Raw genomic sequence first — 19142 nt, 5'->3', positions numbered from 1 at the left:
TTACGACGAGCATCTCGTCCCGGCTGTTAATCGCCTCGGCATCACGATCAAGCGTGGTGACGCGTTTCTGTCGTCTGTCGATCACGACGAGGTGGTCAGCCATTTATCATTCGGACATCTGCACGCCGGACCGCACGGGTCGCAATGCCAACGTGATGTACGAACTGGGGATCGCGCACACGCTCGGTCGTCCAGTCATCCTGATTTCGCAGCCTGGTGGCAGATATCCCATTCCCGACATCAGCCACCGCCGCATCATCACCTACTACAGCCTCGACAACCTCGACGAGCTGGATAAGAACATCACCTCGGTCATCAAGAGCGAACTCAACATGGGAATAACCCAAAGCTCAATCCCCAACCCCTCTCCGCTCGGAGAGGGGCAACAACACTCGCCAGACAGATTTTGTTTTCGTAGGACGCGATTTATCGTGTCCGCATAGTTACGACCCCACCCCGGCCCCCTCAACAGGGGTAGGCTTTTTATGCTTCCCATCGAAAGCGGTTTTCTTCGCTGAGAATCTCCGTAGGGACGAGGCATGCCTCGTCCGGTTTTTCCTCTGGATTAGGGGTAATAGATTTGTTGTCTGTGAAAGCAAAAGAGGTGTTTTAACGGATAGGGTGGTTGTGTGAGCACAGGAGGACGAGGCATGCCTCGTCCCTACAATTAAAAACCTACTCCTGAGAGGACCGGCTCCTCCCTGAATTCAGGGAGGGGCGCCAGCAGCGTTTGCCAAGCCGAACATGCCCTTGTAGGGACGGGATTCATCACGTCTCCCGCTTGGATTAAGCTTGTTTCCTGCTAACTTGCCGGGTTGGGCAGCTGCACAGTGCCGTTTTTCGCGCCACTTCCGCGCCCACCAGTTTGCCGATGCGGTAGCGGTTGCGGGCGAGTACCTTTTGTAGACCTGATCCCCGAGCCAACCACGCCGGGGACGCAGCAGCAGCCAGAGCGGAAAGCGAGCGGGAGTTCACGCAGCAGGCGGCGCACGCCCTTAAAACCACTGGAGCATTTGCCCGTCGCTGGTCATGGTGCGTGCATCTGCCCAAACGCTGCGTTCCAGTCGAGATTGGGATAACGCTGGTGCACCGGCCCCACTTCTGCAAATCGAGAACTTCCACGCGCTGCAGCCAGTCCAACGCGTTGATGATCCGCTGGATTGCCGGCAGAGCACGCAGTTGCTATCATAGATCGCTGGGACCATCTGTCACCAACCCCTCATTCTCAGGTTCTGTATATTACACTTCCCATTGCGATATGGCGGGTTTTATCATCCCGTGTCTCAGATCTACGCGCAACCCGGCAGCGCAGGCGGCGTATATAATGAGCAGAGAAACACGAGAGGAAAACGCCTGTGAGCTGATCAACCGGAAGTCCGCCGAAGACCTGTCGCCGCTGCCCCACACTGACACCGTTTACGAGACGCATCCTCGGCGGCAAAGCGGGGTTGCGCGCCGTATATTTTTGGCGGGATGGGCTGCCTGCTGTTCATCGTCGCCATTCCGGCGCTTATCTTCTTCACGGGTCGACGCTCACCAATGTGATCGGGAGTATCGGCGGGTTTAGCGGGCGTGCAGCAGTTCAGCGCCGCCGGAAGCGTCGATTGTCTCGTCGCAGAATTATCGTGCAGGGAATTCAACCCCTCGGGCAGTTGGTCAGCGTGAGCGTGCAGTTGGCGAAAGCCGGGGTGTTCGTCGGCGTGGGGCAGGGTGTGCTGAACGTGGGCGGTTACTCGGCGAATTACGCCGTGCAGGGGGCGGTTGAAGCTGAGACGACCTGGATGCAAATCGGCGAAGACGATGTGCGCTACGACGCGGCAACGGACGTCTACGTCATCACCATCCCCGCGCCGCAGTTGACGAGCTGCCGCGTCGAGATGATCGACCAGTATGACGAGTCGGTTTCGACGTGCAATCTGGATTGGGATGGGGTGCGCCAGCTCGCGCAGTATCAGGCATTATCCGACTTCCGTGATGATGCGCTTGAAGGCGGTATCCTCACCCGCGCGGAGACAGAAACGCGCTTCGTGCTGGCCAACCGTGCGCTCGCTGACCGGGCGCAGCGGGAGATTGTGTTCGCGCCGCCGACGGGCGAGACGGTTTATCCGCCGTCGTGCTTGCCGGAGATCCCTATTGGCTGGCGCTTTGATACGCAGAACAATCACTGGACGAAATAGCATAGTCGACAGTTTACAGTCAAGACAGGGTTTGAAGCAGTTTCCTGAGGATGGGGCAGACACACAGGTCTGCCCATTTTCAGGCGCACCGATAGTTGCGCTCCTGCAAGCAGTTACCCTTATTCCAGACACTTGCCAGACCATTAACTGTGAACTGAAACTGTAAACTGAGAACTATCAGCGCACGCCGACGCGCATGGTGAACGAGGTTGGTGAGCGTCATGCCGCCTTCGATGTCCAGCAGCGGCGGCGTCAGGGGTTCAACCGCCAGCGCCCGACAATCCCCGCCAGCAGCAGCGTGCTCACCGTCGTGACAAACGATCTTCCAGCGCCGCGCGCACGCCCGCCCCGAACGGCATGTAGCTGTAGTTGGAGCCGCTTTTCATAGCCCGCCGAAAACGTTCCGGCATAAAAGCTTCCGGGTTGATGAACTGCTTGGGTTATGGTGCAGCGCGTACGGGCTGACGAAGATCGCGCTGCCGGACGGCACGAAGTACTTGCCGACCCGCGCTCGCGCGTCGCCTGCCGCGTGATCACCCACACGGGCGGGTACAGGCGCAGTGTTTCGCGGATGACCATTTCGGCATAGGGCAGGTTGTCGAGGTCAGCGGCATTCGGTAAGCGTCCACCCAAGGTCGACCGAACTTCCTGTAAGAGTTCCGCTTCCGCATCGGGGTTGCAGGCGAGCAGATGCAGCGGCCACGCCAGCGTGTTGGCGACAAGCTCCGTCCCCGCATGGAACAGAAAGCAGCATTTCGTCGACGGCCTGCGCCGGGTTGACGTAATGCAGACGTTCGAAGAGACCGCAGCGCCGATCCGCGACCAGGGTCGGCAATCGCCTCTTTTAGCCCAGGAATGCGCGCGCCCACAGCCGCGCCGTGCGCCGACGGGCAGCCACGCCGGGATGAGCGGCGACTCGAAGCGGCGGTCAGCGAGCGGTTGGCTGAAGGGCACACCTTCACGCAGCCCGGCGGGCGCGGCGTCGCGTTCAAACAAGAGCTGCAGTCATGCGGGCGGTCATGGTTTTGAGATGGGTGGGCAGCGAGACCACATCGTCGGGACACCAGCCGAGCAGGTTGACGGCACTCGTGATCTGATCCGCGAAGTCGTACAGCCAGCGGGATCACTAGGCGGCTTGATGCGGTCGCGTCCGCCGAGTTTGTCTTTGGGTGGAAACAGATCGTGCCCCATGGCGCTGTTCAGCGTCTTGAGGTAATTCGGGCGGTCGGTGAAGCGTTCGGGCGCTTCGACCAGTACATAGTGCGCCTCACGCGGGTTGTTGACCAGATACGCGTGGAGTCGGGCCGAAGCGGAAATGCACGAGTTCGCCATACTGCAAGGGGGACTCGGTCAGGGCGCGAAACGGGTTGTTCGCAAAGAGGGGGCGCATCGCCTGCAATGAAGTGCTTCTGCGGGCCGGGCGGAAAAAAGGCATCCATACACAGCCTCAAACTTCTTGTGTTACAGTCATCTTGAACTACTGTAACATGAAGATGGAAGCATGAGTGTTGAGAAAAGGCATCCAAGTGAACAGTTATCAGTTCACAGTTTAAAGTAGAGCCTCAACCATCGCGATGTAGGGGCAGACCTACGTGTCTGCCCAATTTAGGCGCACCGCCGTGCGCCCCTACAGACCGGTATGTGAGCATTTGCCAGATATATGAGAGGCGCTGTAAACTGAAACCTGTGAACTGATAGCTTGTTTCTAGTATGCTCCGGAGCGGAGCAGCACACGCGGGATCGTCATAAAGAGGATTTGCGCATCCAGCCCCACCGACCAGTTCTCGATGTAGTAGATGTCCATGAGGCACATCTCGTCGAAGGGGACTTCGCTGCGCCCGCTGATTTGCCACAGCCCGGTCATGCCCGGCTTGACCTGCAGACGCTGCAGGTGCCACGCCTCATACAGCGAGACTTCGTCCGGCGTGGGCGGGCGTGGGCCGACGAGGCTCATCTGCCCGGTGAACACGTTAATCAGGTTGGGGAGCTCGTCGATGCTCAGCTTGCGGATCACGCGTCCGACTTTGGTTACGCGCGGATCATCTTTGATTTTCGGGTGACGTGGATCGAGCTCGTGCGTCTTGATCAGGTCGGCGCGCAGTTTGTCGGCATCGGGGATCATGCTGCGGAACTTGATCATATCGAATTCGCGGCCATTTTCGCCGACGCGGCGCTGCTTGTAGAAGACTTTACCGTTGTCCTCCAACCGGATCGCGAGCGCGACCAGCCCGAACATGAGCAGCAGGAGCGGTGACATCGCCCCGATGAGGATGAGAGTCCATGGCGCGCTTGATCGGGCGGTTGCTGCCTTTGAGCGGCACATGCCCGTTGACGCGCAGCAGGGGATGCCGTCCAGGTTTTCGACCTGCACCTGCTTGAGGTTAAGTTGAAAGACTTCCGGCACCACGCTCACTTCGACGCCGCGCTGCTGGCAGATGCGGATCATCTTGAGAATCTGGTCGTGGTGCGTCCATGCCAGCGTGATCACTACATGGTCGACATGGTGCTCGCGCAGCACACTGGCGAGATTATCCATGCTGCCCAATCCCTTGAGGCGACCGAGATCGACGCTGCCATCTTCTTCATTTTCGCCGAGGTAACCAATCGGCAGGAAGCCCTGCGCCCGCCGCGCAACCATCGTGCGCAGCACCGAGCGGCCAATTTCGCCGCCACCGACTACCAGCACGCGCTGCACGCCGATTCCGCGCGCCCGCAGACGCGCCTGTATGGTACGGCGCACGACGCGGGCGAGGGACAACAGCACAATCGTGATGGCCGCGACGTAGAGAATCATCAAACGGCTGAAGACGAGCGGCTGGAACGCGAAGCTGATCGCCAGCAGCACGACGGTCGCATTGGTCACACCGTTGAGGATGGTGTAGCTTTCGTCGAGCCACGAGCGCCCGCGAATATTCTTGTACAGGCCGCTGCCCCGGTAGTTGAGGTACAGCCAGATGATGTAGACGATGGTGTAGGGGAGGTAGGGTTCGAAGGGCGCGCGGTTGAATTCCAACACGGGCGCGATCAACTGGAGTTCGTAGCGGACGAAATAGGCGATGCCGAAGGCGGCGAAGGCCAGCAGCGCATCGACCGTGGGCATGAGCCACGGTTTTCGAGCCATGACGTTGTAGGGCGCACGTCTTTAGTCGCCATGTAGGGCTTTCCGATAGCTTTCAATTGTTTTGTCGGCGGTCGCCTGCCACTGGAAACGCGCAGCCTGAACGAGTCCGCGTTCGCGCGCAGCGTTCCGCCATTGAGTATCGTCCACCGCGCGGCGCAGCGCTTCGGTCCACGCGCTGACCGCCTGCGGGGCGAGCGTCAATCCGGCGTCTCCGGCAACTTCGGGCAGCGATGAGGCGTCGGACATGATCACAGGCGTGCCGCACGCCTGCGCTTCGAGGACGGGCAGCCCGAAGCCCTCAAACACCGACGGATAGATAAACGCTTCCGCCGAATTGTACCAGAAGCGCAGTTCATCGGCAGGGATGAAACCCGGAAACTGCACCCATGAGCCGAGATGATGACGTTCGACAGCGGCAAAGATAGGATCATAATCCCAGCCCTTGCCGCCGCCCAGGATGAGCGGCAGGCGCTGGTGTACGGGCAGCGCGGCATACGCATCGAGCAGCACGGTGAGGTTTTTGCGCGGCTCCAGCGTGCCGATGAACAACCAGAAGCGCTCCGGCAGATTCTTCGCGCGTTTGAAGGCGGCAATCTCGTCAGCGGGCAGCGGATAGAAACGTGCCGGGTCGTAACCGGGCTGCGCGAGGTCAATCTTGGACGCGGGAATGCCTAACGAACGCTCCACATCCCGCCCGGTCGATTGGCTGATGACCTGCACACGGCGGGCGCGGCGGCAGGTCAAGCCCGTGAACAGGCGCAAATACAGGCGGCGCGCGGCGGGCAGGCGTTCCGGGTAGTGGATGAAGCTGAGATCGTAAATGGTGACGATCATCGGCGTGCTGAGCGGGAGCGGCGCGACGAACGCCAGCGCATGATAGAGGTCGAAGGCGCCGAGCTGCCACGGCTGAAGCGCCTGTTCCCACACAATGCGGCGCAGCGGCGACTCGGTGTCGAGACGCGAACGGCGCAGCTCCACGCCATCGATCTGCATATGGTTAGCCGCGCCAACGAACGCCGTAAAGCGCCAGTCATCGCGGGGAAGGTGGCGCAGCAGTCCGTCAATATATCCGTGAATTCCAGCCGAACGGTAACCCGCCGAACCGGAGAGTAGATGAGCGTTAAGTCCGATGTGCATGGGCGGACGATATAGCAGATTTACAGACGCCCTCACGCTGGCGGCTTTACTCCATCGGCGTGACTTCGATGTACAGCATGTCCTTGCCCCGCATGCGGTTCATCAGGTCGAAGATGCGCTTCTGCCAGCCATACTTCTGAGTGAGCGCCGCCTTGGCCTCACTCACTTGATCCGGGGGTAGAATGCGTGCCATCGCTTCGACCGCTGCGCCCAACAGGTCACCGCGGCTTGTACACGGGGCAACCTCGACCTGCGCGTTGTTCCGTATCCGTTTGACTTTGCCCGCGTTGGCCTGAGTCATTACGTAGACCTTCTTGGTATCGCCCGCGAACCAGACCGGCGTCGGTACAGGTTCGCCCGACTTGCGGAACGTCGTCAGGCACATGAAGGCTTGTCCACTCAGCGATTTGAAGGGCATTGTCCTCTCTTTCAACATTGATGCCTCTGTGACCACAATTTGGCTTTAGCCTATCCTTTTTGTACTATATGTGGCCTTAGACAAAGCTGAGAAAACCTGATGAGTCTTTATTCAACAATCTCTGCTGACAATGCTTCTCAACTCTCACAGTTGATCGCTGTGCAGTGTGGCTTCATCACGCAGGTGGCTTGGTCAGGCCGCGGAACGGCGCTCGGAGTCAGTCACGGCAGCGGCGTGTGGTTGTGGAATGGTGGGTTTGGTGGCGAGCCGGATCGCCAGATTACGTCGGAGACGCCGATTAAGGGCTTTGCCTTCAGCCCGGATGGAACCGCGATGGTGACGGCGGGCGCGGATATGACTGTCCGCCTGTGGATGACACATCTCGACCGTCCACTGTTCATCCTGCGCGGACACGGCGACAGCGTGAACTCAGTTGCTTTCAGCCCGAATGGGCGCATGATTGTGTCCGGTGGCGGTGACCGCGAAGTCCGTCTGTTCGACATGCGCGAAAGCGTGAAATCCACGCCGATGCCCGGTCACACCGATGAGATCACGAGCGTCGTCTTCGGCTTGAACGGCAAAGTCGCGGCCTCGGGCGCGCGCGACATGACGATCCGCGTGTGGGAGACCGATCACTGTACGCTGCGCTACGTGCTGGATCAGCCCGACTGGGTGCGGGATCTCGCCGTCAGCCCGGATGGCAAGCTGTTAGCGTCGGCCTGCAAGGACGGGATCGTCAGCTTCTACGAGCTGGAAACGGGCAAGAACGTCGGCTTGATCAACGCGCACATCGACGGCACCGACGCGGTCGCGTTTAGCCCGGATGCGTCGCTGCTGGCGACGGGTGGGCGCGATGGGTTGGTCAAGGTGTGGGAACTGGCGACGGGCAAACTATTGGTCGAGCTGGCCGGGCATGACAAGCCCGTCCTCACGGTGACGTTCAACCCCTCCGGCACGTTGATCGCGAGCGGTTCAGGCGACAACACCGTCCGCGCGTGGAGCGTGCCGTAAACTGGCCTCACCCCTAACCCCTCTCCCGTGGGAGAGGGGGATTTCCGCTAATCCATATCAAAATAGGCTTCGAGGACCTGACGGGCGATGGGCGCGGCGATTTCCGACCCCTGACCCGCGGTTTCGACCATCGCCACGACGATGATTTCCGGGTTGTCGCGCGGTGCGTAGCTGGCAAACCACGCGTGCGACGGGGTGCTCGGACCGCCGGCCTGCGCCGTGCCCGTCTTGCCACACACGCCGATGCTTTGCAGAGGCGAATTGCGGAACACGAAATCCGCTGTGCCGCCTTCGCGTGTCACATCGCACAAGCCCTGCCGGATCATCGCCAAGACCTCGGGACGCAGCCCGGTGGGCGTCAATTCGGTGATCATCGCCGGGGTGATCGAATCGCCGAGCAGGCCTGTGCTCTCGACGAGATAGGGCCGCGGTAGATCGCCATCGTTGGCAATCGCGGCGAACCAGCGCGCGACTTGCAGCGGCGTCACGCCCATAAAACCCTGACCAATCGCCATGTTGACCGATTCGGAGAACGTCCACGTTTCGCCGCGCACCGTGCGCATCCAATCGGGATCTGGGATGAAGCCCGTTTCTTCGATCAAATCTGTCAGACCGGAGCTGCCGCCAAAGCCGAGCCGCGTCGCATAAGTCGGCAAAATCCACGGGTCGACCTGATCGAGCTGGTAGCCGACTTCGTAGTAGTACGGATTGCAGGAGTGCGTGAGCGACTGCGGCAGCGTGAGCGTGCCGTGACCATCATTCCAGTCATAGCGGGTGATGTCGCGATTCCAGATGCCGACGCACGTATACCGTTCGTCGAGCGCATACACGCCGCTGTCGGCCACCGCGGCGGCGGAGACAGTCTTCATGACCGAACCGAGCGGGTAGACGCCCTGCACCGGGCGGTTGACTTCTGGGTGCGCCGGATCGGACTGGTAGCGCTCGATCAGCCGGGAAGCAGCCTCGCGCCCCATCGTTGGGAAAGTGTTGTAGGCGTTGTTATCGAAGAATGGGTAGCTAACCATTGCGCGAATCGCGCCCGTGTTCGCATCCATGACGACGACCGACGCGCCCAGCGAGTTTTCCGCCCAGCCGCCGCGGGCTTGGCGGTACGTTTCCACGAGGATCCGCTCAACGGTGGCCTGCAGCTCACTGTCGAGCGTCAGCCACAGGCTTTGCGCGGGCTGCACGGCGACCCGTGTCAGTTCGCGGATCACCTGACCTTCGGAGGTGACGAGCACCAAACGCCCGCCGGGCTGACCGCGCAGCGTCTCGTCCCACGTCAGTTCGATGCCGGCGCGTCCGACAATCGACGCCTGATTGAAGCCCGCCGCTTCCAGATCGGGGATTTCAGCTTCCGTCGGGAAGCCGACATAGCCGAGAATGTGCGGCGCTAGCGTGCCGTTGGGATAGCGCCGCGCCGGGACGTCTTCGAACTGCGCTGCGCACAGCGCTTCGAGCTGCGCCCGGTCGCGCGTATAGGTCGCGGGTTCGATGATGCCCATTTCGACCACCCAGAACGAAGGCCGCGCTTCCAGCCGCGCCTGCACATCGGTGACTTCCTGATTGAGCGCGGTCGCGATGGTGGCGAGGCAGTTGGGATAGTCGGGGATGCTGTCGCGGATGACATTGATGCGCACCATCGCGCCGTTTTGATCGGCCAGCACGTTGCCAGCGCTGTCGTAGATGTTGGCACGGTTGGGCACGTTGAGTTCGGCGCGCACATACGCACCGTTCGTCATGCCGTCGAAGATGGTGTCGGGCGTCCACGCGATGCGCCATTCGTTCGCCGTTTCGTCCACGACCAGCATCAGGTTGCGGTTGGCATCGGTGAAGCTGCCGAGCAGGCGCGTCGCAAACGTGGCGTTGTAGTTGTAGATAGCGACTGAGTCTTGTTCGCGGAAAATGCCCGTGCCGTCGCTGGTGCTCACACTTTGGAACGACAGCGCATCGTTGGTGTTCTGGTAGAACGATTCGAAATTTGTGAGAGGGTAAGCGTCCTGTGCGGCGAGGCTGAGCAGGCGATGCATGGCGGCGAAGTCGCCGTTTTGCCACTGCTGCAAGAACTCCCGGGCAATGCGTTCGGCATCTTCCAGTCGATAATTGGACGGGAGCAGCGCCAGTGTCGGCAGCACCTGCGCCGCTTGCGGTCGCTGCGGCCCACACGCCGCCGCTGCCAGGACGATCATCACCAAGAACCAGAGACGCCAGCGCATACTACTGCCCGATCCATCACACTTGATATAAGCCCAGGGCTTATTATAGTCCTGATTCAGATTTTCCCGCCTAGCACGGAAAGTGAGAAACCGGACGGTCGGCGGTCAGGGCGTTTGCCCGTGATTCATGCGCCGCGTTATACTGCAAGCGAGATTTTAGTCGTTAGGACAGGGAGCGAATGAGCATGGCGCAAATTGACAGCCTGAGCGCAAATGAATTTCAAGTCTACCTGAACGAGGATGTCGTGCCGGGGGTGTTCCGGGTGTGTGGGTTCATCCCGTTCAAGCTGGAAGTCCGACCCGGCGTGTCGAACGTGGTGCGCGAACCGTTCAAGCTGGCGAAGATGGTGCAGCGCGACCCGGCGCTCCCCTTCAATCGTTGGCTGCAAGAGACGCTCGCCGGGAAGCAGGACATTGTCCGTCCCACGCGCACGCTCGTGATCGTGGCGCTTGATGACGGCGTGGAGTCGCGGCGCTGGACGGTGACGGGCGCGTGGATTAGCGAGATCAGCTATTCCGATTTCAACAGCGCGTCTGGCGAACTGGTCGAAGAAGTGGTGACCATCCACTTTGACGATATTCAGGAAACGTGGGCGGGTGACCAACTGGCGAAGAGTTAGTCCGGCGTTTGACCACGCCTCGATTGGTGGATGTTAACGATTGATTGCCATAGTCAGTCGACAGTTCCAGTGATTAGCTGTGAACTGTCGACTGTGTTGTATTTACCCCTGAATTTCGACCACTACGCCTTCTTCCGCCCATGCATACAACTGCGCGATATTGTCGTTGCTCAACAGGATGCAGCCATACGTCACGCGCGTGCCCAGACTATTCGTCCACAACAGTTGACTACCGCCGCGCGTGGGGAAGCCGTGAAAACCGTTGACGAAATCCGCATTCGGGATCGGATGGTACACGCCGAGAAAGTCCGGCATCCACAAGTCCCAGTTGCTGGCGTAAGCGTTCGGCTCGTGTGACAGAATCTGATAGACGCCCGCCCACGTCGGGCTGGAGTTGATGCCTGTGCTCGCTGACCAATCCCATTTGAGCGCGCCGTTCTCGTACACGCGCACGCGCTGTTCAGGGATGCTCACGACGATGCGTTTGCCCGCGACGACGGGGAGCGGCAGCAGCGCATCCTGCGACGGAATGGTGATCGATTGGCCGACGCTCAGGCTGTCGACGCCGGGATTGGCCGCCTGCACATAGGGGTATGGGATGCCGTAATCCCACGCGATGCTAATGATCGATTCGCCGGGCTGAACCGTGTGCTGCGTGTCGTTGTGATAGACGCGGATGGTCGCCGCACTGCCCGCCGCGGCATTGACGACCGCCGCCACGGCTGCATCGAGATCGATGCGCCGGGCAGCGCCGAGTTCAGTTTGCCGGGTGTTCAAATAGGCGCGCACCGCTGCCGAGATCGAGCGGCACGGGGAAGTTCGGCGCTTCAGTCAGGTTCATGGCGATCCATTCGCCCCACACGTCACCCGGTACATCCCATGCGATCGTCTGATCAGCAATCGGATCGTACAGATTGATGGGGAGCGTATAGGTCGGCATCCAGCGCGGGATCGGCGTGGGGGTCGGCGTAGGCGGCGCGATGAACGCGACCAGATTGCCATCTGACGCATAAATCACGCCGATGACGGCGATGAATCCCAGCGTACCAAGCAGGAACGCCACCGCGCCGACAATGGCGACGGCGAACCAGTTGACTGGACGCTGCGGTTTGCGGCGGGGTGGTCGGCGCGGTGGTGGCGGCGCGGTGACGCGGCGCTGCGGTTTCGGTTTGGGCTGCGGCGGACGCGGAGTCCGCACGGTATACATGCTCATGGTGCTGAAACCCGTCTCAAGATGACAAGTTCTATTATACGCCCAGCCAAGCGGATCTGCGTCCGCCGTTGGGCGGATGATTGCCCTACGCTGATTGTCCCGAGCGAGAGGAAGCGTTGGGTATGTAGGCATGTTTCAGGGATTGTCCGAAAATGGTATTTTTGCCGTGTAGGGGCAAGGCATGAGGGTGTGTAAACAGTGATAAACTGGGGGCATGAGCGAAAAACGGAAAACATATCCCAGTGATTTGAGTGACGGGGAGTGGGCGCAAATCGAGGCCCTCATCCCTGCGGTGAAGCCCGGCGGACGTCCAGCCCGCTACGCGCGCCGTGAAGTCGTTAACGCCATCCTGTACGTGCTGCGGACAGGGGAAGTTGGCGGATGCTGCCGCATGACTTTCCGCCTTGGGAAACCGTGTATGGTTACTTTCGTCGGTGGTGTCAGGCGGGCGTTTGGCACCAACTTCATGCGCAGTTACGCACGACATGGCGCACGGAAACCGGGCGGGATCCCTGTCCGAGTGCCGGGGCGCTCGACAGCCAAAGCGTGAAAACGACGGAAAAAGGGGGCGCAAAGGCTGGGACGGACACAAACATGTGAACGGGCGTAAGCGTCATCTGCTCGTGGATAGCCAAGGTCTGGTGCTCGGCGTGCATATCACCAGCGCCGCTGTCCGCGATGAGCACGGCGGTGCCTACCTACTCCGCAAAGTTAGGGCGTCTTACCCCCGTCTCGAGGTACTTTGGGTCGATGGTGGCTATGAAGGTTTGTTTCGCGCTTATGCATGGCACATCCAGGGGCTTGAGGTGCAGATGAGTATCCAGCAGAAAGCGCGGGCGTACGCTGTGACCTCCAAACGATGGGTCGTTGAGCGAACCTTCGCTTGGTTGGGACGTACCGACGCCTGAGCAAGGATTACGAATACCTGTGTCAGACCAGTGAAAACTGGATTTATGTGGCGATGAGCCATCTCTTGGTCAGACGTTTGGCGCGCATGAGGGCTTTTTAAACACCCTCATAACTTGCCCCTACGAGAAATTGCACCTATCCAGGCCACGATCGACAGATGAATGTCCGTTTACAACCGCGCGATCAATTCGCCGCGCTGGAAAGTCTTCGCGCCGATCCACAGCAGGATCGCCGCGACCACCCACACGATCAAGCCGATAATCAGAATCATCTCCGTGCTGAAGTAGACCACACCCGCCATCTGCGCGACCAGCAGCAGGATGATCGGCACGACTACGAAGCCGCTGACCTGAATCGCTTCCTGCACGGTCTTGGCGCGGCGCGACACAAAGATGATCGCCGCGAGGCCGAGCGCGGCGACGGCCGGGGACAGCCAAAAAACCATCCACAGCCACGCGCTGTTCGGGAACCAGATGCGCTCCATCAGCCCCCACGACGCGACGTTGACCACGATTGCATTCAGCAGGCCACCGAGCAGGGTAGCAACGACCGCCGGAATCCACGCCACAAGCAGCTTGGCGATGTAGAGCTCAAAGTCGCTGATCGGCGAATAGAGCAGGCCTTCCAGCGTCTTGCGTTCGTGTTCCCCGGCGATGCTGTCCGCGCCAAAGGTCGTCGAAATCATGATCGGCACCATGAGGAACAGCGGCCCAAACAGGTAACCCGCGATCAGCAGGGTGAACTGTTCGACGATGCCGTTGTAGTTGGCCAGTTCCGCGCGCAGCCCGGCGGGCATGTTGGCGAAGAACAGGCCGAAATCGCTGTCGATGTCGCCCATCGCTCCCGGCGCGGATGACGCCAGATACACCATGATCCCCGGCATGATGACGAAAAACAGTGCCGGCATGAGCATCAGTGAGGCCAGGACATTCTTGTTTTGCCGGACGAGGCGCAGGTCTTTGCCGACGACCGCCCGGATAGCCCGCCAATTCATGAGGTTACTCCCCTCGTTTCTGCAGTGTAAAGTACACATCTTCCAGCGACGGTTCGAGCGGCACGACGCTGTACACGGCGATCTGGGCTGCCACCAGCTTCGCAACGACCTCGGGAATGCCCGTGTAGGCAACATTCTTGAGCACCAGCTTGTCGCCGCTGATCTCTCCGACCACGCCATCAAGCAGCGCGTGGGCGCGTTCTGCTTGCCCGTCGGCGACTTCCACCTCCACCTTGATGTTGGTGTGCGTCTGATGCGCGAGTTCGCGCGGCGTGCCGAGTGCCACGACGCGCCCCTGTTCCAGCACGGCCACGCGGTCGCACAGGCGCTGCGCGTCATGCAGATTGTGCGTCGCCAGCAGCACGGTTTTGCCCTCCACGCGGCTGACCTGCACGATCAGATCGTTCACGTCTTTCGCGGCGACCGGATCAAGGCCAGCGGTCGGCTCGTCCAGAAACAGGATGTCCGGTTGATGCAGGAAGGCGCGGGCGAGCGCGAGGCGCTGCTTCATACCTTTGCTGTACCCGCCCACTTTCTCCTTGGCACGATCTGCCAGATTGAAGTATTCGAGCATGCGCGCAACCCGCGCATCGACCTGATCGCGCGGGATGCCGTACAGATCCGCGAACACGCGCAGGTTGTGGTGGGCGTTCAAGCCTTCGTAGAGCGAGGGCGTTTCGGTCAGTACGCCCGTGCGTTTGCGCAAGTCGCGCCCCTGCTGAACCGGGTCATACCCGAGCACGCGCGCCGAGCCTTCCGAGGCATTCAGTACGCAATTCAGCAAGCGGACAGTCGTCGTTTTGCCTGCGCCGTTGTGACCCAGCAGTCCGAACACTTCGCCTGCATACACATTCACAGTGAGATGATCGACAGCGGTTTTGTCGCCGAAGCGTCGGGTGAGGTTATTGGTTTCGATGACGGTATTCATCAATGCGTTCCCCCTTGAATACACGTTCCGAATCATAGCACCGGAGGCGGGATTTGTACGGTCAAGAATAGGTCAAGAGTGAGCTTTTTTCCTACTCATGCGGCGTTCATCCGACTCTGCTATACAATTACAATCTTAATGTACTAAAGGAGAAACCGTATGATCGATCTGGCTGGAATCAAGGCGATGGTGGCTGAGGCGGACGAGCATACGCTCACCCTGTACCTGAACGTCGACAACACAACACCGGAAAATCAGGCGACGACCCCGGCATGGCGCATCTACGCGAAGAACAAGCTGTTCGAACTTGAGACTGCCGCGAAAAGTCAGACGGACGGGTGGGCTGACATTCGCGCGCGTGTCGACGAGTTCTTTGAGCAGTACCGCCCTTCGAGCAAGGGGCTGGCGTTGTTCGCGTGGAACGGATCGCTGCAAACCATCGAACTGCCGTTTGCGGTCGAAAATCAGGCGACGTTCGGTAATGCGCAGATCGCGCCGCTCTTGTGGGTGCTGGACGAGTACGAACCCTACCTGATCGTGCTGGTCGATCAGGAAAAGGCGCGTTTCTTCCTCGCGCAGTTAGGGAGCGTCGGCTTCCGCGAAGGGATGGAAGTGGATCTTGAGGGTTACGATTTCGCCGAGCGGACATACACCGCCAGTCCAAATCCGGTGGGCGGCGGGAACGCTGTGCATGGCGGCAGCGGGCGTGATGATCACGAGGCCATGCTGGACGAACACCGGACGCGCATGTACCGTCAGGTCGCGACGGGCATCGAGACCTATGTCAATCAACGCCAGATTCGTCGCTTTTTCCTCGGTGGCAGCGAACAATCGGCGCACGCCGTCAAGAATCTGCTGCCGCCTAAGCTGCAAGACACCGCGATTGCCACGCTGCCGATCCCTTACGCCTGGGACAGCAAGAAATCCTCGACATGGTGCAGCCCAAAGCCATCGAACACGAGCGCCAAGAGGAAATGCGCATCGTGCAGGAGGTGATTGATTTCGCGAAGGCGGGCGGGCGTGGCGCACTTGGCATGCAGCAGGTGCAGGAGGCGCTCACTATGCAGCGGGTCGAACTGCTGATTCTGCCGTGGTCGGAGGCCGACGACGAAGGCGTCCGCCCGGACCTGCCGCTGCGGGCGTTCGCGTCGGGCGGCAGCGTCGAACTGGTGCACGGCGCGGCTGCAGATCTGCTCAAGCGGGAAGGCGGGATCGCCGCCCGGCTGTATTACGCGCTGTAGCCGCAACCAATGGGGCGATCAGTCATGATCGTCCCATAATAATTACAATGAACCTTAATTGACATTGAAATTAAAATTGTTATGATGATGCTAGACATGGGCTACGATGTATTCGCTTGGAGAGGATAAAGCATGGACGTTATCGGCAATATTCTTGCGTTTCCGTTCGTCTGTCTCGGTTGGTTGCTCGTCGGGGCGATTGCTGGCGCGCTGGCGCATTCGATCATGGGCGGGCGAGATGAGCCGCTCATCAATGATATCATTTTAGGGCTGATCGGTTCGGTCGTCGGTGGGTTCGTGATCGGGTTGTTCATCGACGTGAGCAATCGTGCTGGCTTGGGCGGCGTGCTGCTGAGCATTGTCGTCGCGACGATCGGCGCGATCGTCCTGATCGCCATCGGTCGCATGCTGCGTGGACGGTCACCCGCGTAAGCAATCGGTCACCGTATGCAAGAAGCGCCCTAATTCATGGGCGCTTTTTGATTCTGTTAACTTTTGGGTCCAATATGTTCGTCGAGGAAAGCCACATCTTTGCGCTTAGCGATCGTGAAGTTGCGCCCCCAAAACGTGTAGTGCAAGCCGAGTAAGTCGCAGGTTTCAGCGAAAAGACGTTGAATATCGGTTGAGACCTGTGTGAACTGGTAGCGCGGATAGACCCGGTTGTAAATCACAGGTTCAATTCGTGCGCCATCACTATGGTATAGCCCACGAAAGAATTCCAGTGGGTATTCGCGCCAAATCGTTTGCTGCCAATCAGTAAGTTCAATTTTGCGGGTGTGTTTTTCTCCTTTACCATGCTGTGGTAGGAGATCAAGCCAACGATTGGTGTAGCAGGAGACGACTACACACTCTGATGGCGTTTTATTGATAGACACCTGTTTGTCTGGCATGATGAGCTCAACAGTTTCAACGCATCGTTTCAGAATATTCGGTTGGCGCTGATCAAGGGAAATGCGCAGACGGTGGCTATTCCTAACGTGGCTTATGTGCCCATCTCCTAAGTAGAGCCCAAGGAGATACGCATAGGCAGCGCGGTATTCGGGACTCCACATTGTAATACTGACATTGGTCTCACGCAGGGACGGATGCTGGCTTCGATATTCCTCCAAATTTGCGACTGTTTCGAACTTATCAATACAGTTACGCACAGTGGCACGGGGAATATCTGTGATTTGGCTGATAGCCAATTTGTTAAAACCTCGTTCCCATAACTGCAAGATGCGCTCGTATTCCTCGAAAGTTCGCATTTAAGTCACTCTAAAAATAGTTGTTTAGACATACAGAATAGTATAACAAAAAAGACGCTTAGCTAGCGTCTTTTTGTAGTAGGGCTGGTGGGAGTCGAACCCACATGCTCTCACGAGCGGATCATTTTAAGTGATCAGTGTATACCAATTTCACCACAGCCCCGTAACTATTCGACTAAGTTACTTATTCGAACAGCACGATACAGAGAGTATATCAAGATTCCCCCCGATCGTCAATCCGGTGAAGCTGGCGGATGGTGGCGACAGATATTTTACAGCCCGATAAAACCCTTGTGTCAGAATCGTTACATGTATGAAATGATACTTATAGGGCAACGTTATATTCACTGTAGAAAGGTAGCGCAGATGCTTCGCACTAGACGTACCTTGGTCTTCGTAATCGTGGCTCTTTTCGTACTCTCAGGCAGTGTGGCCGCGCAGCGCAGCGGTGGTAGTCGCCCTGCGCCGAGCGGGTCAGGCGGGACGGCGGGCAGCCCGGGCATGAGCGGTGCGGCGCTCAACACAGGCGCTGGCGGTCGCTCCGGCGGTCAAGTGGGCGGCGGTCAGGTTGGTGGTGGTCAATTGGGCGGTCAGCGCGGTCAGGGCGGTGCGCAAGGTGGCGAGCGTCCGACCTTCGGCTCCGGTCTCAATTTGAGCGAGCGCGGCACCGGAGATGTGGCGCTGGAACTGCCGTTCATGAGCGGTGAAACGGGCGATTGGATGTCCCGTTTTGGCTCGGGTGGGTTCGGCACACGCGCGGAAGGCGGCGAACTGCCGGAAGGGCTACCGACATTGGAAGATCAGGGCTGGTCGCCGGAGAGCTTGCCAGAAGGTCTGCCGGAAGCACCTGGTGCATTTGCGGATTTGAGCGGTTTAGCCGAAACGCAGGGACAGGCGCAGGATGCGGTCGCTGGAGCGCTGGGGGACGCGACCGAACAGGCGCAAGCCGCTGCTGCTGCCGCCACTGAGCAGGCACAGCAAGCCTATGATCAATTCTGGGCAGACTATTACACGGCGGTCGAGACCACCGCGCAGGTCTACTACGACACGATGACGGCAACGGCGGATTATCTGCTGGCGAGTTATGCAGCGGCGGTCGACTATACGACGCAGACGGTCGATTACTACCTCGCCTATGCCGAGCAGTATGCCTACTACTGCGCGCTGTATCCGTGGGACTGCTACAGTTACGCCTATGACGCTGCGACCAACAGTTACTACTATGTAGGCGCTGCCAGCGATGCGCCCAGCGGCACGACGACCATTGGCGATGTCACCGTCAATGTGACCGTGCCGATCAGCGAGCCGACCCCATCGGCGGAGGCTTACGAAGCGCTGGTCGTGTTTGCCAATGATCAGCTTGGCGCGGTGATCGAACCGCTGTATGCCGGGGAAGCGACCGAGGCCGTCCAGCTGGTGATCGGTTATCTGCCGGACGAAATCGAAGCGCAGCTCCTCAATGCGACGAGCATCAGCGGTGTAACCTACTGGGGTCTGCTGACAGGCGGTGCGGGCGCGGTCATCGTGGGTGACTGTTCTACCAACCCGGCCAACTGCGCGATCACGGCGGATAATCTCAGTGTGCAGTTGTCGAGCGCATCGACCGGGATGTACGGCTTGCTGGCCAGCGCGGCTGTGCCCACAACTCCGGAGGCGGCTCTGGCGCTGATCACCACGGTGTATCCCAAGTTGGACGGCCTCTCTTTCAACCAGATCACAGATGTGGAACAGGGGGTGGCGTTTATGGCCACCACAGCCAGCGTCGGTTATGACGTGGACACCCAAGCGCCGATTTCAACGGCCAAGGTAGTTTATGCAGGCGTGGTCGACGTGAACGGCGCCCCGTTCGTCTACGCAGCGGTCGGCGTGGGCGCGGGCTACGCCAGTCTCCTCGGCTAATCATCAGTCAC

General features: G+C 59.5%; 18 protein-coding genes, 1 tRNA gene and 2 pseudogenes. 9 read left to right on the top strand and 12 right to left on the bottom strand.

Features of this window, described 5'->3' with window-relative positions; genetic code table 11:
- Together IPK17_RS13895 and IPK17_RS13890 are read left to right on the top strand one after the other, a co-directional pair.
- Positions 1–443, top strand: a pseudogene (locus IPK17_RS13895) (hypothetical protein); the annotation flags it as partial.
- A 1161-nt stretch (positions 444–1604) separates the two neighbouring features.
- Positions 1605–2177, top strand: coding sequence for a DUF4230 domain-containing protein (locus IPK17_RS13890; RefSeq protein WP_343418295.1), 573 nt, complete (start codon positions 1605–1607; stop codon positions 2175–2177).
- Positions 2178–2429: 252 nt separating this feature from the next.
- Here IPK17_RS13890 and IPK17_RS41050 read toward each other — a convergent pair whose 3' ends face one another.
- From IPK17_RS41050 to IPK17_RS13865, 5 genes are all read right to left on the bottom strand, one after another.
- A complete protein-coding gene (locus IPK17_RS41050; RefSeq protein ID WP_343418294.1) occupies positions 2430–3173 on the bottom strand; it encodes a cytochrome P450 in 744 nt (247 codons plus the stop codon).
- 21 nt (positions 3174–3194) lie between these two features.
- Positions 3195–3509, bottom strand: a complete 315-nt coding sequence (locus IPK17_RS13880; protein ID WP_343418293.1) for a hypothetical protein — start codon at positions 3507–3509, stop codon at positions 3195–3197.
- Positions 3510–3882: 373 nt separating this feature from the next.
- Positions 3883–5298 (bottom strand): sugar transferase, encoded by a 1416-nt coding sequence (locus tag IPK17_RS13875; RefSeq protein WP_343418292.1) that lies wholly within the window; start codon positions 5296–5298, stop codon positions 3883–3885.
- Between the two features lie 21 nt (positions 5299–5319).
- Entirely contained in the window at positions 5320–6435 is a 1116-nt protein-coding gene (locus IPK17_RS13870; protein WP_343418291.1) for a glycosyltransferase family 4 protein, read from the bottom strand.
- 46 nt (positions 6436–6481) lie between these two features.
- On the bottom strand, positions 6482–6853 hold the full coding sequence (locus tag IPK17_RS13865; RefSeq protein ID WP_343418290.1) for a PPOX class F420-dependent oxidoreductase: 372 nt from the start codon (positions 6851–6853) through the stop codon (positions 6482–6484).
- 99 nt (positions 6854–6952) lie between these two features.
- Between IPK17_RS13865 and IPK17_RS13860 the strand changes: the two genes are divergently transcribed.
- Positions 6953–7864: a WD40 repeat domain-containing protein gene (locus tag IPK17_RS13860; RefSeq protein WP_343417616.1), complete on the top strand. Its 912-nt coding sequence runs from the start codon at positions 6953–6955 to the stop codon at positions 7862–7864.
- A gap of 47 nt (positions 7865–7911) precedes the next feature.
- Here IPK17_RS13860 and IPK17_RS13855 read toward each other — a convergent pair whose 3' ends face one another.
- Positions 7912–10080, bottom strand: a complete 2169-nt coding sequence (locus tag IPK17_RS13855) for a penicillin-binding transpeptidase domain-containing protein (RefSeq protein ID WP_343418289.1) — start codon at positions 10078–10080, stop codon at positions 7912–7914.
- Positions 10081–10265: 185 nt separating this feature from the next.
- Here IPK17_RS13855 and IPK17_RS13850 point away from each other — a divergent pair, with 185 nt between their 5' ends.
- Entirely contained in the window at positions 10266–10700 is a 435-nt protein-coding gene (locus tag IPK17_RS13850; RefSeq protein ID WP_343418288.1) for a phage tail protein, read from the top strand.
- A 102-nt stretch (positions 10701–10802) separates the two neighbouring features.
- Here IPK17_RS13850 and IPK17_RS13845 read toward each other — a convergent pair whose 3' ends face one another.
- Positions 10803–11477, bottom strand: coding sequence for a L,D-transpeptidase family protein (locus IPK17_RS13845; RefSeq protein ID WP_343418287.1), 675 nt, complete (start codon positions 11475–11477; stop codon positions 10803–10805).
- Positions 11458–11913 (bottom strand): hypothetical protein, encoded by a 456-nt coding sequence (locus IPK17_RS13840; RefSeq protein WP_343418286.1) that lies wholly within the window; start codon positions 11911–11913, stop codon positions 11458–11460. Before IPK17_RS13840 ends, IPK17_RS13845 begins: the two co-directional genes overlap by 20 nt.
- Positions 11914–12127: 214 nt before the next feature.
- Here IPK17_RS13840 and IPK17_RS13835 point away from each other — a divergent pair.
- Positions 12128–12922, top strand: a pseudogene (locus IPK17_RS13835) (IS5 family transposase).
- Positions 12923–12991: 69 nt separating this feature from the next.
- Here IPK17_RS13835 and IPK17_RS13830 read toward each other — a convergent pair.
- Complete coding sequence (locus IPK17_RS13830; protein ID WP_343418285.1) at positions 12992–13816, bottom strand: ABC transporter permease subunit; 825 nt, start codon at positions 13814–13816, stop codon at positions 12992–12994.
- A gap of 4 nt (positions 13817–13820) precedes the next feature.
- Positions 13821–14744 carry an ABC transporter ATP-binding protein gene (locus IPK17_RS13825; RefSeq protein ID WP_343418284.1) on the bottom strand — a complete coding sequence of 308 codons (924 nt, stop codon included), beginning with the start codon at positions 14742–14744 and terminating at the stop codon, positions 13821–13823.
- Positions 14745–14903: 159 nt separating this feature from the next.
- Here IPK17_RS13825 and IPK17_RS13820 point away from each other — a divergent pair, with 159 nt between their 5' ends.
- From IPK17_RS13820 to IPK17_RS13810, 3 genes are all read left to right on the top strand, one after another.
- A complete protein-coding gene (locus IPK17_RS13820) occupies positions 14904–15740 on the top strand; it encodes a VLRF1 family aeRF1-type release factor (protein WP_343418283.1) in 837 nt (278 codons plus the stop codon).
- Positions 15737–15985 carry a hypothetical protein gene (locus IPK17_RS13815; RefSeq protein WP_343418282.1) on the top strand — a complete coding sequence of 83 codons (249 nt, stop codon included), beginning with the start codon at positions 15737–15739 and terminating at the stop codon, positions 15983–15985. Before IPK17_RS13820 ends, IPK17_RS13815 begins: the two co-directional genes overlap by 4 nt.
- A 132-nt stretch (positions 15986–16117) precedes the next feature.
- Positions 16118–16417, top strand: a complete 300-nt coding sequence (locus IPK17_RS13810; RefSeq protein ID WP_343418281.1) for a GlsB/YeaQ/YmgE family stress response membrane protein — start codon at positions 16118–16120, stop codon at positions 16415–16417.
- Between the two features lie 56 nt (positions 16418–16473).
- On the opposite strand, the gene IPK17_RS13805 is transcribed toward IPK17_RS13810, so the two are convergent.
- Entirely contained in the window at positions 16474–17232 is a 759-nt protein-coding gene (locus tag IPK17_RS13805; protein ID WP_343418280.1) for a hypothetical protein, read from the bottom strand.
- A gap of 79 nt (positions 17233–17311) precedes the next feature.
- A tRNA-Leu gene (locus IPK17_RS13800) sits at positions 17312–17395 on the bottom strand.
- A gap of 239 nt (positions 17396–17634) precedes the next feature.
- Here IPK17_RS13800 and IPK17_RS13795 point away from each other — a divergent pair.
- Positions 17635–19131: a hypothetical protein gene (locus tag IPK17_RS13795; protein ID WP_343418279.1), complete on the top strand. Its 1497-nt coding sequence runs from the start codon at positions 17635–17637 to the stop codon at positions 19129–19131.
- Positions 19132–19142: the final 11 nt, after the last annotated feature.

The sequence above is a fragment of the Candidatus Flexifilum breve genome (genome assembly GCF_016713355.1).
Note: the sequence above shows the minus strand (reverse complement) of the source record. Positions and strands in the feature narration are given on the sequence as shown.